The 15,237-nt window shown below is 68.5% G+C and carries 12 protein-coding genes; 7 read left to right on the forward strand and 5 right to left on the reverse strand.

Annotated features, from left to right (window positions below):
• The first annotated feature begins 25 nt into the window (after positions 1 to 25).
• Both PVT71_RS15980 and PVT71_RS15985 read left to right on the forward strand, forming a co-directional pair.
• The gene (locus PVT71_RS15980) at positions 26 to 1,804 is read left to right on the forward strand and encodes a thiamine pyrophosphate-binding protein (RefSeq protein WP_353475055.1); all 1,779 of its coding nucleotides are present in this window, start codon (positions 26 to 28) and stop codon (positions 1,802 to 1,804) included.
• 23 nt (positions 1,805 to 1,827) lie between these two features.
• Complete coding sequence (locus PVT71_RS15985; RefSeq protein ID WP_353475056.1) at positions 1,828 to 2,193, forward strand: cupin domain-containing protein; 366 nt, start codon at positions 1,828 to 1,830, stop codon at positions 2,191 to 2,193.
• A gap of 3 nt (positions 2,194 to 2,196) precedes the next feature.
• Here PVT71_RS15985 and PVT71_RS15990 read toward each other — a convergent pair whose 3' ends face one another.
• Complete coding sequence (locus tag PVT71_RS15990; RefSeq protein WP_353475057.1) at positions 2,197 to 3,174, reverse strand: LysR substrate-binding domain-containing protein; 978 nt, start codon at positions 3,172 to 3,174, stop codon at positions 2,197 to 2,199.
• A 138-nt stretch (positions 3,175 to 3,312) separates the two neighbouring features.
• Here PVT71_RS15990 and PVT71_RS15995 point away from each other — a divergent pair, with 138 nt between their 5' ends.
• From PVT71_RS15995 to PVT71_RS16015, 5 genes are all read left to right on the forward strand, one after another.
• On the forward strand, positions 3,313 to 4,587 hold the full coding sequence (locus PVT71_RS15995; protein WP_353475058.1) for an ABC transporter substrate-binding protein: 1,275 nt from the start codon (positions 3,313 to 3,315) through the stop codon (positions 4,585 to 4,587).
• A gap of 77 nt (positions 4,588 to 4,664) precedes the next feature.
• The gene (locus tag PVT71_RS16000) at positions 4,665 to 5,543 is read left to right on the forward strand and encodes a branched-chain amino acid ABC transporter permease (protein ID WP_353475059.1); all 879 of its coding nucleotides are present in this window, start codon (positions 4,665 to 4,667) and stop codon (positions 5,541 to 5,543) included.
• Positions 5,544 to 5,546: 3 nt separating this feature from the next.
• On the forward strand, positions 5,547 to 8,072 hold the full coding sequence (locus PVT71_RS16005; RefSeq protein ID WP_353475060.1) for a branched-chain amino acid ABC transporter ATP-binding protein/permease: 2,526 nt from the start codon (positions 5,547 to 5,549) through the stop codon (positions 8,070 to 8,072).
• A complete protein-coding gene (locus PVT71_RS16010) occupies positions 8,063 to 9,547 on the forward strand; it encodes an aldehyde dehydrogenase family protein (protein ID WP_353475061.1) in 1,485 nt (494 codons plus the stop codon). The genes PVT71_RS16005 and PVT71_RS16010 overlap by 10 nt, the downstream gene beginning before the upstream one ends.
• Positions 9,548 to 9,588: 41 nt before the next feature.
• Positions 9,589 to 10,314 carry an SDR family oxidoreductase gene (locus PVT71_RS16015; RefSeq protein ID WP_353475062.1) on the forward strand — a complete coding sequence of 242 codons (726 nt, stop codon included), beginning with the start codon at positions 9,589 to 9,591 and terminating at the stop codon, positions 10,312 to 10,314.
• A 46-nt stretch (positions 10,315 to 10,360) separates the two neighbouring features.
• Here PVT71_RS16015 and PVT71_RS16020 read toward each other — a convergent pair whose 3' ends face one another.
• Genes PVT71_RS16020 through PVT71_RS16035 form a run of 4 tightly spaced genes read right to left on the reverse strand, consistent with a single transcriptional unit; the run spans position 10,361 to position 15,169 of the window.
• Complete coding sequence (locus PVT71_RS16020; protein ID WP_353475063.1) at positions 10,361 to 12,241, reverse strand: TIM barrel protein; 1,881 nt, start codon at positions 12,239 to 12,241, stop codon at positions 10,361 to 10,363.
• Positions 12,238 to 13,089 carry a shikimate dehydrogenase gene (locus PVT71_RS16025; RefSeq protein ID WP_353475064.1) on the reverse strand — a complete coding sequence of 284 codons (852 nt, stop codon included), beginning with the start codon at positions 13,087 to 13,089 and terminating at the stop codon, positions 12,238 to 12,240. The genes PVT71_RS16020 and PVT71_RS16025 overlap by 4 nt, the downstream gene beginning before the upstream one ends.
• Positions 13,086 to 14,606 (reverse strand): tripartite tricarboxylate transporter permease, encoded by a 1,521-nt coding sequence (locus PVT71_RS16030; RefSeq protein ID WP_353475065.1) that lies wholly within the window; start codon positions 14,604 to 14,606, stop codon positions 13,086 to 13,088. The genes PVT71_RS16025 and PVT71_RS16030 overlap by 4 nt, the downstream gene beginning before the upstream one ends.
• Complete coding sequence (locus PVT71_RS16035; RefSeq protein WP_353475066.1) at positions 14,606 to 15,169, reverse strand: tripartite tricarboxylate transporter TctB family protein; 564 nt, start codon at positions 15,167 to 15,169, stop codon at positions 14,606 to 14,608. The genes PVT71_RS16030 and PVT71_RS16035 overlap by 1 nt, the downstream gene beginning before the upstream one ends.
• Positions 15,170 to 15,237: the final 68 nt, after the last annotated feature.

Consider the following 15,237-nt stretch of genomic DNA (forward strand, 5'->3'; position numbering starts at 1 on the left):
ACAGGCACTTGAGGGAGGAGACCCCATGACCACACGCAAGGGTGGCGAGATCATCACCGACCGGCTGATCGCCGAGGGCATCGACCATGTCTTCGGCGTCTGCGGTCACGGCAACGTCGGCCTGCTGGATTGCATGTACGAGCGCAGGGACGAGCTGCGGCTGGTCTCGCCCCGGCACGAGCAGACCGCGGTGCACATGGCCGACGGCTACTTCCGCGTCTCGCACAGGCCGGCCGCCACGCTGACCTCGACGGGGCCGGGCTCGGCCAACCAGATCATGGGGCTCGCGGTGGCGCAGACCGACAGCTCGGCGGTGCTGGCGATCACCGCCAACGTGCCCACCTCGCAGTTCAACCGGGGCGCCTTCCAGGAGCTGAACCGCCACCACCAGGCCGATTTCAACAATGTCATCAAGCCGGTGGTGAAACGCTCCTTCCAGCCCTCGCGGGTCGAGATGCTGCCGCTGGCGATGCGCCAGGCGATGCAGGAGATGACCACCGGCCGGCCCGGGCCGGTCAACCTCGACATCCCCTACAACCTCTTCCAGGAAGAGGCCGAGGTGCCCGACGAACCACCCGGAGGCGCTTTCGGCAAGCGTCGCAGCGGCGCCAGCGCCGAGGATGTGAGCCGCGCCGTCGACATGCTGCTGGGTGCCGAGCGCCCGGTGCTCTTCATCGGCCACGGCGTCACCCTGTCCGAGGCGGGCCCCGAGCTGACCGCGCTGGCGCATCGGCTGCGGATCCCGGTGATCTCGTCGCCGAATGGCATGGGCGCGATGGACATGGAGGACCCGCTGTCGCTCGGCTTCATCGGCCGCAACGGCGCCTACCAGGCCAACCATGCGGGACGGCACGCCGACCTCGTGCTGGCGGTGGGGGCGCGGTTCGACGACCGGTCCGCCTCGTCGTGGAAGCCCGGCTATTCGTGGAACTTCCCGCACACCAAGCTCATCCATGTCGACGTCGACCATGCCGAGATCGGCCGCAACTACCTGCCCGACCTGCCGATCCTCGCCGACGCGCGCAGCTTCCTGCGCCAGATCCTCGCCGAGTTGGAAGGCCGCGATCTGCCCGCCGAGGAGAGGCTCAAGGGCTGGGCCGCCGACATCGCCGGGTGGACGCAGGAATGGGACGCCTACATCGCCCCCAACTGGGGCAGCGAGGCGATGCCGATCTCGCCCTTCCGGGTGGTCGAGGAGTGCCAGAAGGTGCTGCCGCCCGACGCGATCCTGTCGCTCGATTCCGGCGTGCACCACAACTGGTACATGCAGTTCTGGAAGGCGCGGAACCCGCAGTCGATGCTGAACACCTGGGGCTACTCGGGCATGGGCTTCGGCCCGAGTTCGATCCTCGGCGCCAAGCTCGCCGCGCCCGACAAGGTCTGCGTGTCGATCTGTGGCGACGGCGGTTTCACCATGGTGCCGCACGTGCTCTGCACCGCGGTCGAGTACAACATCCCCGTGGTCTGGGTGGTCTGGAACAACTTCGCCTGGGGCGCGATCCGCGACCTGCAATACGGCTATTTCGGCGGGCGCGAATACGGCACCGCCTTCACCCAGGGCGACAACAAGACCCCCTACAATCCCGACTTCGCCGCCTGGGCGCGGGCGGCAGGGGTCGCGGGCTACACCGTCACCCGCCCCGGCGATTTCGCCGGCACGCTGGAAGAGGCGATCCGGCTGAACCGTCCGGCGCTGATCGACGTGCACGTCGACGCCGACATCCGCCCGCCCGCCACCGGCTCGTGGGAACTGCCGCCGCTGAAGCCCAAGGAGCCGGTCTTCGGCAGCCCTTGGCGGCCGTGACGATCAACGAGGAGGAGAGGAACATGACCGAGTACAAGACCGTCATCCGCAACATCGCCGAGGAGCCGTGGCAGCAGTTCCCGGCGCATTACGGCTCGGCCCTGTCGAAGGCGCTGGTGCACCCGGACACCACCGGATCGAGGCAGATCGACTACCGCATCTCGACCTACCAGCCGATGGCCTATGTCGAGCGCCACGTGCACAAGGTGCAGGAGCAGGTCTACCACATCCTCGAGGGCGAGGGTCTGATGGAGATCGGCGACGAGCGCCGCGTCGTGCGCCGGCACGACGTCATCTTCATCACCCCGGGAACCTGGCATTCGATCCAGAACACCGGGCTCGGCGATCTGACCTTCATCGTGGCGACCACGCCGGTCAGCGACGACTAGGGCTCAGGCCGTCTCCTTCTGCCCGATCCGGCCCAGCCGGACCGGTTCGGGCCGCGGCAGGAAGCCTATCCCGTCCGAGCGCGCGATGAGCTCGTCAACGACGATCTTCAGCTCCTGCGCCACCGCGGTCGAGGCCGAGGTGATCGCGTCGGCGGGCAGCGAATAGAGGTAGTTCGAGCGCCGCAGCTGCGCGTCGCTGACCCGCAGCCGCCGGAATCCCCGTCCCCGCGCCGTTTCCTGCATGATCGCGCCCATCGGCTTGATCGTCCCGCCGATATTGTCGTGCACGCAATTCATCAGCAGCGACAGCGAGTCGATTTCCGCCACCACGCTCGGATTGAGCGCGCGGCTTTCGAATTCCGCCTCGATCCGTTTGCGCAGCCCGTGGTCCGAGGTCGGCAGGATCAGCGGCACCTCGGCGATCTCGGCCATGGTCACGGTCTCGCGCCCGGCGAGGATGCGGCTGTCGGACGGCAGGATCAGGAAGAGCTCCTCGACCATCAGCGGATCGACCGACAGTTCCTCGGTCTTGTCGCGCGAGAACAGCACCGCGAGGTCGAGCCGGTTCTGCCGGATCAGCGTGTCGAGATGGCCGCTCATCGCCTCGACCACGTTGATCGAGATCCCCGGGTAATTGGCCCGCACCCGCCGCACCAGCGGCAGGCCGACCGCCGCGACCGTGGTCGCCGGAAGGCCGATCGACACCACGCCCTTGACCTGCCCGTCCTCGGAGCGGGCAATGGTCATCGCGTGGTCGAACTGGCGCAGGATCAGCTTGGCCTGGTGGTAGAGCGAGCGCCCCGCCTCGTTCGGCGTCACCCCCTTGGGCGAGCGCACGAGCAGCGCCTTCCCGACCTGGTCCTCGAGCTTGGCGACCTGCTGGCTCAGCGCGGGCTGGGCGATGTGCAGGCTCTTGGACGCCCGCGACAGGCTGCCCATTTCCACGATCTCGACGAAATAGCGCAATTGTCTGATGTCCATGGCCGAGCCTAGCACCGCCGAGGGCCATATGCATAGCTTATATCTCCTTCCGAATTCCCTATTTTTGCGGGAAATTCCGGGCTGATAGGCTTCCCGGCATGGGACCATTCAAATGGTCTCCATATCTGGGAGGAGAAAATGACAAATTATCAGACCTCGCGGCTGGCGGGCCCCAAGAGCGTGCTCACACGCCGCACGGCCCTCATGCTCGCGGGCGGCACATTCGCCGCCTCGACCCTCGGTGCCCCCGCGCTGGTGCGCGCGCAGAGCGGACCGATCCGCATCGGCCACCTCACCCCCATGACCGGCTTTCTCGGCACGCTGGGCGGTTGGGCGGTGGAGGGCGCCCAACTCGCGGCTAAGGAGATTAACGCCGCGGGCGGTGCCGCCGGCCGGCAGATCGAGTTGATGAGCGAGGATTCCATCAACCCCGAGAACGGCGCGACCAAGGCGCAGCGCATGCTCGAGCGGGACGGGGTGGATTTCCTGCTGGGCGAGATCAGCTCGGCCACGGCACTTGCCATCTCCGAGGTCGCGGCGCGCAACGAGAAGCTCTTCGTCGCGGTCGGCCCGCGCTCGGACGTGCTGCGCGGCGAGCGCTGCTCGCGCTACATGTTCTGCACCGACATCCCCAACACCGCCATGGTCAACGCCGTCGGCACCGCGCTGAAGCAGGACGGCATGGTCGAGGGCAAGAAGTTCTTCACGCTAACCGCCGACTACGTCTTCGGCCATGACCTGCTGGCGGCCGCCAAGTCCTTCTTCGCCGCCAACAACGCCGAGCTGATCGGCGACGAGCTCATCGCCACGGACGTGACCGACTTCAGCCCCTTCATCCTGAAGGTGCGGCAGGCGAACCCCGACGTGGTCTGCCTCAACCTCGCGGGAAACCAGGTCACCAATTTCGTCAAGCAATACGCCGAGTTCGGCCTGCCCTACCCGATGGTGGGCTTCAACCTCAACACCGCCGACGCCTGGGCGGCGGGGGTCGGGAACCTCTCGGGCACCTGGCCCACGGTCTGGCTCGACAGCGTCGAGACGCCGGAAAGCCAGGCCTTCGTCGAGCGCTTCAAGGCAGAATACGGCAAGATCCCCGAAAACCACGCGTGGATCTCCTACATCGCCGTGCAGATCGCCGCGAAGGCGATCAGCGAGACCGGCAGCGCGGCGACGCCCGAGCTGATCGACTACCTCGAGTCCGGCGCCAAGTTCGACATCATGAAGGCCCGGCAGGCCTATTTCCGGCCCGAGGATCACCAGCTCATCCAGGAGGCCTATGCCTTCACCGTGAAGGAGCCGGGCAGCTACGACGACGTGCAGACCATGCTGCAGCTCGACGGCGCGGTGCCCGCCCCGGACGCTCCGCTCGACTCGATCTACCCGTCGGTCGAGGGCGGCTCCTGCAAGCTCTGACGCGCCATTCCTGACACCAGGATCGCGGCGGCGCCCACCGCCGCCGCGACCCGCCAGCCCGGACATCACGGACCGCCATGCAAATCGTCTTTCTCCTCGAGCAGGTCGTCAACGGGCTCGTGCTCGGAGGCTATTACCTGCTCATCGCGCTCGGCCTGTCGCTGATCTTCAGCGTCGGCGGCATCGTCAACCTTGCCCATGGCGCCTTCTACGCGCTTGGCGCCTACGTCTTCGTGCAGCTTTCGGCGCCGCTCGGCTTCACCGCCGCCGTCGCCGTCTCGCCCATCGCCGTGGCGCTGCTCGGCATCCTCTTCGAGCGGTTCATCCTGCGCCGCTTCTACAACGAGGACCCGATCCTCAGCCTGCTGGTGACCTTCGGCCTCGCGCTGGTGGCCGAGCAGGCGATCCGTATGATCTGGGGCGCCGCCCCCCTGCCCGCCACGCTGCCGCAGGAGATCCGCGGCTCGGTGATCGTCGGCAACATGCTGTTTTCCAAGTACCGGCTGCTGATGCTGCTGGTGATCGCGGTGGCGCTGGCCGGCATCTGGCTGCTGCTCAACCGAACCTCCTTCGGCCGCGTGGTGCGCGCCGGCATCCAGGACCCGGACATGGTCGCCGCGCTCGGCATCCGGCTGCAGCCCTACATGACCGCGGTGGTGATGCTGGGCGTGGGTCTGGCCGCGCTCGGCGGGGCGATGTTCGCGCCGATCACCACGGTGCACCCGGCCATGGGCTCGGAGATCCTGACCATCGCCTTCGTGGTGGTGATCATCGGCGGGCTCGGCAGCTTCTGGGGCGTGGTGCTGGCGGCGGTGCTGGTCGGGGTGACCCGCGGCGTGACCATCTACTTCGCCCCCGCCGCCTCGGAGGCGTCGATGTACGTGCTGATGTTCCTCGTGCTGCTGCTGCGCCCGCGCGGCCTGCTCGGGGAATCCATCGCCAAGTTCGAGAGCTGAGCCATGAAGACCCAGACCACAACGCTCCTCGGCGCGGCCATCGCCCTCCTGCTGCTGCCCTTCGTGCTGCCGCTCTTCGGGCTGACCTCCTCGACCGCGACGCAGATCGTCGTGCTGACCATCGCGGCGCTGGGGCTCAACCTGATGATGGGCTTCGCCGGGCTCGTCTCCTTCGGCCATGCCGCCTGGTTCGGCATCGGCGCCTATGCCGCGGCGCTGGCGCAGAAGCACCTCTTCCCCGGGCAGATGATCCTGCCGATCCTCGCGGGGCTTGTCTTCGTCGGGCTGCTGTCGCTGGTCATCGGCGCGCTGCTGCTGCGCCGGCGCGGCGTCTACTTCGCGCTGATGACGCTGGCGCTCTCGGCGCTGACCTTCTCGATCGCCTTCCGCTGGACCGCCGTCACCGGCGGCGAGGACGGGCTCGGCGGGTTCGACCGCAGCACGCTGCTGCCGCTGAACCTTGCCGACAACCTCACCTACTACTTCTTCACCGCCGCCATCGGGCTCGGCGTGCTCTACCTGCTGATCCGCGTCGTGCGCTCGCCCTTCGGCCACGTGCTGGTGGCGATCCGCGAGAACCAGGAGCGCGCGCAGTTCCAGGGCTACCCGGTCAACCGCTACAAGCTGTTGGTCTTCGTGCTCTCGGCCATGGTCACCGCGCTTGGCGGCATCCTGTCAGGCTTCCAGCACTACATCGTCACCGCCGAGAGCACTTCGATCGAGTTCTCGGGAGAGCTGCTCGCCATGGTGGTGATCGGCGGGATGCGCGGGCCGATCCTCGGCCCGGCGGTGGGCGTGCTCTTCTTCGTCACCTTCCGCGAGCTGCTGTCGACCTACACCGGCGACTGGCTCTTCTGGTTCGGGCTGATCTTCGTCGGCTTCGTCATGTACCTGCCCGGCGGCATCGTCGGCATCGTGCAGAAGCTGCGCCACCGGATGACCCCGCCCGCCGAGGAAGGCGCGGCGATGAGCCGGCGCAAGATCTACGAAGGGCTGGACCTGCCGCAGACGCTCTGCCCCGCCCCCTCGAAGGCGTCGACCGTGCTTTCCGCCCGCGAGGTGTCGAAGAACTTCGGCGGCATCCGCGCGGTGAACAAGGCCGGGCTCGAGGTGCGGCCCGGGCAGATCCATGCGCTCATCGGCCCCAACGGCGCGGGCAAGACGACGCTCTTCAACCTGATCTCGGGCAAATACGCACCCACGTCGGGCGAGATCGAGCTGAACGGCGCCTCAATCGCCGGCAAGAGCCCCGAGGCGATCTGCCAGTCGGGCCTCGCGCGGTCCTTCCAGATCACCAGCCTTTTCGAGGGCGTCACGATCCGCGAGAACCTGCGCCTGTCCTTCCAGGCCAAGCACCCCGGACGGTTCAACATCTGGCGCGACGTGGACGGCTACGCCGACATCGACGCCGAGACCGCCGAGCTGATCCGCTTCCTCGGGCTCGAGGGCATCGAGGACACGCTCGGGGCAGACCTCTCCTACGGCGGGCAGCGGCTGGTCGACCTTGGCATCGCGCTCGCCAGCAAGCCCTCGGTGCTGCTGCTCGACGAGCCGCTGGCCGGGCTTGCCGCCGCCGAGCGCGAGCGCGTGGGGCGGCTGGTCACCACCGTGGCGCATCACATCCCGGTGCTGATCGTCGAGCATGACATCGACCGGGTGCTCGGCTTCTCGGACGTGGTGACGGTGATGAACGAGGGCGCGGTGCTGGTCGCCGGCAGCCCCGAGTTCATCCGCCGCAACGCCAAGGTGCAGGAAATCTACACCGGCACCGGCACCCCCTCCGTCACCGGCCGCGCCGAAGTCGGCACGGCAAGCGGCGCACCGGTGCTGAAGGTCGAGGGGCTGCACACCTTCTACGGCAAGAGCCACATCCTCAACGGTGCCTCGCTCGAGGTCCGTCAGGGCGAGATCGTCGCGCTGCTGGGGCGCAACGGAGCGGGCAAGTCAACCTTCCTCAAGACCGTCTCGGGGCTGGTGAAGCCGCGCGAGGGGCGCATCGACTTCGCCGGGCAGGACATCGCCGGATGGGCCGCGCCCGACATCGCCCGCGCGGGCGTCGGCTACGTGCCTCAGGGGCGCGGCCTCTTCTCTGGCATGACCGTGCGCGACAACCTCGCGCTCGGCCACCTCGCCCGCCCGGTCGGACAGGGCGGCGCGCACTGGACCGAGGAGAAGATCTTCGACTTCTTCCCGCGCCTGAAGGAACGCATCAACTCCCACGCCGACTTCCTCTCGGGCGGCGAGCAGCAGATGCTGGCCATCGCCCGGGCGCTCTCGGCCGACGTGAAGCTCTTGCTGCTCGACGAGCCCTTCGAGGGGCTCGCCCCCGCGGTGATCGAGGATCTCTTCCGCGTGCTCGACCGGCTGCGCCGCGAGGTGCCGGTGATCATCGTCGAGCACAACCTCGACCTCGTGCTCGCGCTCAGCGACCGGGTCTACGCCATGGAACAGGGCGCGGTCTTCCACGAGGGTCCGGCGCACTGCCTCCTGAACGACATCGACCAGCGAAAGGAAATCCTATGGCTGTGACCCCCGAGGAGCCCGCGATGCGCCAGGATGCGCCCGCCGCCGCGCCCCATGTCTACCCCGCCAGCCTGCCGCTGTTCCTCGCCGGGCGCGCGTTGCACGGTGCCGGTCCCGCCTTCGAGGTGATCGACAAGTTCAGCGGCGCGGTGATCGCCACCGGGCACGAGGCCAGCGACGCGCAGCTCGACCAGATGATCGAGACCGCCCATGCCGCCTTCCGCCGCGGCGCGTCCGCGCCCTACGAGCGCGGCGCGATCCTCGACCGGGCCGCGGCGCTGCTCCTGGAACGGGCGGACCAGATGAAGCAGGTGATCCAGGCGGAGTCGGGCTTCACCGCCGCCGACGCCAATGCCGAGGTCACGCGCTGCCTGCAGACCCTGCGGCTTGCCGGCGAAGAGGCGCGCAACCTCTCGGGCGAGATGATCCCGATCTCGGGCGCGCCGAACCAGGGCAACCGCATCGCCTTCACCCTGCGCGTGCCGCTCGGCGTCGTGCTAGCGGTGACCCCGTTCAACTCGCCGCTCAACACCGTCGCGCACAAGGTCGCCCCGGCGCTTGCCGCGGGCAACGCGGTGGTGGTCAAACCCTCGTCGGCGACGCCTGCGACGACGCTCCTGCTGGCGGAGATCCTCCGCGATGCCGGGCTGCCGGACGGGCTGCTGTCGGTGCTGCTCGGCGGCGGCGGAGTGACCCAGCGCGCCATCGCCGATCCGCGCGTGCGTTTCATCGCCTTCACCGGCTCGACCGGCGTCGGGCGGCAGATCCAGCAAAGCGCCGGGCTGCGGCGCACGCAGATGGAGCTGGGCTCGATCGCCTTCACCGTGCTCTGCGAGGATGCAGACCTCGACATCGCCGTGCCGAAGATCGTCGGCGCCTCCTTCCGCAAGGCCGGGCAGGTCTGCACCTCGGTGCAGATCGCGCTGGTCCAGCGCAGCCGCTTCGACGAGGCCCGGGCGCGTTTCGCCGAGGCCGTGGCGAAGGTCCGCTACGGCGATCCCGCTGTCGAGGGCACGGTGACCGGCCCGCTGATCAACCGGCGCGAGGCGGAACGGGTCGAGGGCTGGATCGCCGAGGCCGTCGAGGCCGGGGCCGAGTGCCTCGTCGGCGGCGCGCGCGAGGGCTCGGTGGTGCAGCCGACGCTGCTGGCCGGGGTCACGCCCGACATGCGGGTGATGAGCCAGGAGGTCTTCGGCCCGGTGCTCTCGCTCGTGCCCTTCGACAGGTTGCAGGACGCGATCGCCACGGTCAACGCCACGCCCTACGGGCTCGCCACCGGGGTCTTCACCAACCAGATCGGCCCGGCCTTCGAGTTTGCCCGCAAGCTCGAGGTGGGCGGCGTGCACATCAACGAAACCTCCAGCTCGCGGGTCGATCTCATGCCCTACGGCGGCAGCAAGGACAGCGGCTTCGGCCGCGAGGGACCGCGCTACGCCGTCGAGGAGATGACCGAGGAGCGGATCGTCACCATCAGCATCTAGGCCCGGCGGAACGACACGGGACCCAAGGAAAGGAACAGGATTTGACCAGCAGGACAGCACTCGTCTTCGGCGGCTCGCGCGGCATCGGCGCGGCCATTGTCGAGGCGCTCGCGGCGGACGGGTACGACGTCGCCTTCACCTATACCAGCGCGGCCCCCGCGGCGCTGCCCGGCGCGGGCTCGGGCCGGAAGATCACTGCGCACCGGGCCGATATCCGCAGCCCGGACGAGGTCGCCGCCGTCTTCGAGGCGGTGAAGGCCGAGCACGCGGGCCCGCTTGCCTGCGTCGTCGCCAATGCCGGGATCAACGTGCTGCCCGGTCCGGTGGGACAGTTCCCCGACGAGCGCTTCCGCGAACTGGTCGAGGTCAATATCGTCGGCGCGTTCAACGTGCTGCGGGCGGCGGCGCAGAACGTCTCGGACGGCGGCACGATCATCGGGCTCACCACCTCGATGGTGCGCGTCGCGATCCCCGGCGTCGGCCCCTACACGGCGAGCAAGGCGGCGGTGGAAAGCCTGCTGCGTTCGATGTCGAAGGAGCTTGCCGGGCGCGGCGTGCGGGTGAACGGCGTGGCCCCGGGACCGGTGGACACCGACCTCTTCCGCGCCGGCAAGGACGAGGCGGCGATCGCGCGCGCGGCCGGGCTCAGCCCCTTCGGCCGCGTCGGCGAGCCGGCGGAAGTGGCCGCGGTGGTGGCCTTCCTCGCCTCGGACAAGGCATCCTGGGTGCATGGGCAGATCGTCCAGCCGAACGGCGGGATGGTCTGAGCAGGATGCGCGCGGCCGTCCCTTCCGGGGCGGCCGCCAAATGGCGTCAGGTTCGCGGCATACCCTTCGGCGGCGCGAGCCGCTTCTGCGCGGCGATGCGGAAGGGCGAGTTCGGCGCGCCGTAGCCCGCGTATCCGCGCGAGCGGTCGACGATCTCGAAGAACAGCCCCCCGGCCACCGGGCGGCTGTAGAGCTGCCGGAAGGCGCCGTTCTCGTCCTCGTCGTAGAGGATGTTGTGGCGCTTCATACGTTCAAGCTCCTCGCCCGGAATGTCGAACCGGCTGGCAAGGTCGTCGTAGTAGTTCGCCGAGATCGGCAGAGCCTCGAACCCGGCCGCCTCCAGCGCCTCGGCGGTGGCGAACATGTCCTGCGTGGCGAAGGCCACGTGCTGGACCGGCGCGCCGAAGCTCTCGGCAAGGAAGGAGCCCGCGACGGTGCGATGCGTCTCGGCGCCGTTGAGCGTGATGCGGAAGGCCCCGTCCGGCGCCGCCAGCGCCTGGCTGCGGACCAGCCCGTCGGGGTCGATCACGTCGACCATCGGCGCCTTGGCCATGCCGAGAAGCGAGCTGTAGAACAGCGACCAGCTCAGCATCTCGTCATAGGTCATGGTCTGGGCGATGTGGTCCACCGACACCAGCCCCGCGCCATGCGGGCCCGAGCGCTCGACGCCGAATTCCTCGCGCCAGACCGAGGCATGCGAGGCGTCGAGGAAGTGCAGCAGGCTGCCGCCAAGCCCGCGGATGGCGGGAATGTCGAGCTGCCCGACCGCCGGCGCCTGCGCGAAGGCGGCGGCGCCGAGCGCGGTCGCGCGCTCCAGCGTGTCCGCCGAGGAGGCGACGGAAATGCCGATGTCGCAGACCGAGGTGCCGTGCATGTTGAAGGCGGAGCCGGCGAAATCGCCCTCCTCCTCGTTCACCACGATGCGGATGTCGCCCTGCTGCCAGAGCGCAATCGACTTCGCGACGTGCCGGCCGGTCTCGGCGAAGCCGAGCGCGGAAAGCTGCGCGCGCAGCCGGTCGCCGTCGGCGCCGCGGGTGGCGAACTCGACAAAGGCGGTGCCGTGCAGCACCTGCCGCGGCGGGATCACCGGCAGCTCGGCCTTCACCTCGGGCTCGGTCCGCCGCACGTCGTCGAGCAGCGTGACCAGCGAGCGGAAGCCGTCGCGCGCGATGGTGCGCGGGCTGCCGCCGCGGAACTGGTCGTTGAAGATCTCGAGGCTGACCGGCCCGGTGTAGCCCGCCGCCACGACCGCGCGCATGAAGTCGGTCACCGGAAGGTCACCCTCGCCCGGCATGTTGCGGAAGTGGCGCGACCAGTAGAGCAGGTCCATGTCGATCTTGGGAGCGTCGGCCATCTGCACGAAGAAGATGCGGTCGCCGGGGATCTGCCGGATCGAATTGGGGTCGAGGCCGCGGCTCAGCGTGTGGAAGCTGTCGACGATGAGGCCGATATTGGGGTGATCGGCGCGCCGGACGATCTCCCAGGCGTCACGGTGGTCGTTCACGAAGCGACCCCAGGCCAGCGCCTCGTAGCCGACGCGCAGGCCGCGCGCCGCGGCCCGCTCGCCAAGCTCGCGCAGGTCCTCCGCCGCCCGCTCGACGCCGCCAAGCGCCTTGGGGTGGACCGAGGAGCAGACCAGCATGAGGTCAGCGCCCAGCTCCTGCATGAGGTCGAACTTGCGCTCGGCGCGGTCGAAGGCCTTGGCGCGCAGCGCGCCGGGCAGGCCTTCGAAGTCACGGAAGGGCTGGAAGAGGTCGATCGACAGGCCCTTGTCGCGGATGCGCGCGCCGACGTCGCGCGCGCTGCCGCTGTCGGTGATGAAATCCTGCTCGAAGATCTCGATCCCGTCGAAACCGGCCGCCGAGATCGCCTCGAGCTTCTCCGACAACGTTCCCGAAATCGAAACCGTCGCGATGCAGGTTTTCATTCCGCGTCTCCCATCTCAAGCAGGTCGGCCCGCAGCTTGGCCTCGTCCAGCCCCAGGCCCGAGAACAGCGACCAGGCGTGGACACCCTGGTAGAAGTAGAGCTCCCAGCCGGAAATCACCTTGAGCCCGGCGGCGCGGGCGTCCTGCAGGAACTGGGTGTTCGTCGGGGTGTAGACCGCGTCGAAGGCCCAGGCCGCGCCCTGCATGGCCTCGGCCGCGAGCGGCGTGCCCTCGTAGCCGACCATGCCCACCGGCGTGCAGTTGATGATCCCCGCACTGCCCTGCGCCGCCTTTTCGGCGCTGAGCCAGATGCTGATCTCCATGTCCGGCGCGACCGAATGCAGCGCCTCGGCCAGCGCCTCGGCCTTGGCCGGGTCGCGGTCGACGAGGCGCAGCGTGCGCGCCCCCAGCCCCGCGAGGCCGAAGGCCACGGCGCGGCCGACCCCGCCGGTGCCGATCATCAGCACCGTGCCGGTGGGCTTGTCGCCCATCACCGAGCGGTAGGCGGACATGAAGCCCGAGTAGTCGGTGTTGAAGCCCTTCGGCGTCTCGCCGCCGAAGATCACCGTGTTGACCGCGCCGACCGCCCGCACGAGGGGATCGTCCACCTCGACCTTGGCGGCGGCGATCTCCTTGTAGGGATAGGTCACGTTGGTGCCGCGGTAGCCCTGCCCCGCGCAGCTGTCGAAGACCTCGTCGAAGCTGAGCCCCATGTCCTTCGGCACCAGCCGGTCATAGGTCACCTCGACACCGTTCTGGCCACCGGCCAGCCGGTGCAGCAGCGGAGAGCGGGAGCGCGCGATGTTGTCGCCGATCAGCCCGAGCTTGAGGGGTGCGGTCTTGGTCATTGTTCCACCTTCTCTGCCGGATCACCCAGCAGCTTTTTCTTGGCGCGTGCCCAGAACGGCGTCTGCGACACGAAGATCAGGATCACCGCGATGAACAGCACCAGCGACAGCGGGCTCGTCACGATACCATGGAAGAACCGTCCGAGATCCTCGCGTTCGGAGATGATCGCGCGGCGCCAGTTGTCGTCGAGCAGCCGCGACAGGATCACCCCGAGGATCACCGGCCCCAGCGGGTAGCCGTAGTGGCGCATGAAGTAGCCGAAGAAGCCGAAGCCGAGCATCCAGTAGACGTCGCTGATCGCGTTGTTCACCGCGTAGGCGCCGACGATCGACAGCAGCATGATCAGCGGGATGAGCACGGCGCGCGGCATCTCGACGATCTTGGTGAAGAGCTTGATGCCGGTCAGGCCGAACAGCAGCATGAAGAAGTTCGCCATCACCAGCGCGCCGACGATGAACCAGAACATGTCGGGCTTCTCGATCATCAGCATCGGGCCCGGGTTCAGGCCGTGGATGAACAGCGCGCCGATCATGATCGCGGTCACCGCGTCGCCGGGAATGCCCAGCGTCATCATCGGGATGAAGGCGCCGCCCACGGCCGCGTTGTTCGCCGTCTCGGGGGCGACGAGCCCCTCGATCGCGCCCTTGCCGAACGGGTACTCGGGCTTCTTGGTGACGCGCTTGGCATGGTCGTAGGCCATCAGCGCCGCGATGTCGCCGCCGGTGCCGGGAAGCGCGCCGATGATCACGCCGATGGTCGAGGTCTGCAGCGACAGCGGCAGGTGCTTGCGGATCGTGCCGAAGGAGGGAACGATGCGGGTGATCTTCTGGCGCACCGCGGTCTTGTCGACGTGGTGCAGCTGCATCAGCGCCTCGGAGACGCCGAACATGCCGATCATCACCGCGATGAAGCTGATGCCGCCCTGCATGATCGGCAGATCGAAGGTGAAGCGCTCGGTGAAGGTCAGCGGGTCACGGCCGACCGCGCCGATGGCGATGCCGAGCGCACCGGCGAAGATGCCTTTGACCAGGCTGCCCGTCGAGAGCGAGCCGACCAGCAGGATGCCCAGCACCGCCAGCAGCATGTAGTCGCGCGGCTGGAACTTCAGCGCGAAGTCCGACACCACGGGGGCGGCCAGCGCCAGCACCGCGATGCCGATGAAGCCGCCGAAGAAGGACATCACCGTGGTGATGCCGATCGCCGTGCCCGCCTCGCCGCGCTGCGCCATGGGATAGCCGTCGAGCGCCGTGGCGATGGCCGAGGGCGCGCCGGGGATGTTGAGCAGGATCGCGGTGCGCGAGCCGCCGTAGACCCCGCCCATGAAGATGCCGATCATCAGCGAGATCGCCGGGTAGACATCCCAGGAGAAGGTGAAGGAGATGAGGATCGAGACCGCCATGGTCACCGACAGGCCCGGGATCGCGCCGACATAGACACCGGCGAAGGTGCCGAGGCCGACGAGCAGCAGCAGCTCGGGCTGGGTGAAGACGGTCAGGAAGGCAAGAAGGGAGTCCATCACTGGCCTCCTGCGAAGAGGTTGCGGAAGGCCTGGATGACTTCGGCCTCGGGCACGATGCCCGCGGGCATCAGCACGGTGAAGACGATGCGGAAGACGATCCAGATGAGCAGCAGCGCGCCGAGCGCGACGCCGACGGTCCAGAACCAGCCGCGGCCGCCGAGCAGCTTGATCGCGGCGATCAGGAACAGCGCCGAGGTGGGCAGGAAGCCCAGCGGCTTGAGCAGGAAGCCGTAGGCGACCAGCATCAGCGCGACGATCAGCACGTTGCCCGGAAGGATGTCCTTCGCCACCGTCTCGCCGCTGACACGCGGCAGGCGCAGGTCGCGCAGGAAGATGACCAGCGAGGTGACGACCATGACGGCGGTCGTCGCCATGGGCACGGAGCCCGGCGCCGACAGTGCCTCGAAGCCGGAGATGCCGTAGGCGCTCCACAGGAGCACGAGGCTTGCGATCACCATGACCGCACCGAAAACCAGCTCTCCGGGGCGCCTCTGCCCCTCGTAGCCGCCCGGCGTCGCGTCGGACGTGCCGTCGTGGTGTTCCGTTTCAATTCGGGACATGGGACTCCCCTCCCTGGTTCGTATCGGTCTTGGATGGGAAAGGCGCCGCACTCCCGGTGCAGAAGTGC

This window comes from Salipiger sp. H15 (genome assembly GCF_040409955.1).
Lineage (GTDB): Bacteria > Pseudomonadota > Alphaproteobacteria > Rhodobacterales > Rhodobacteraceae > Salipiger.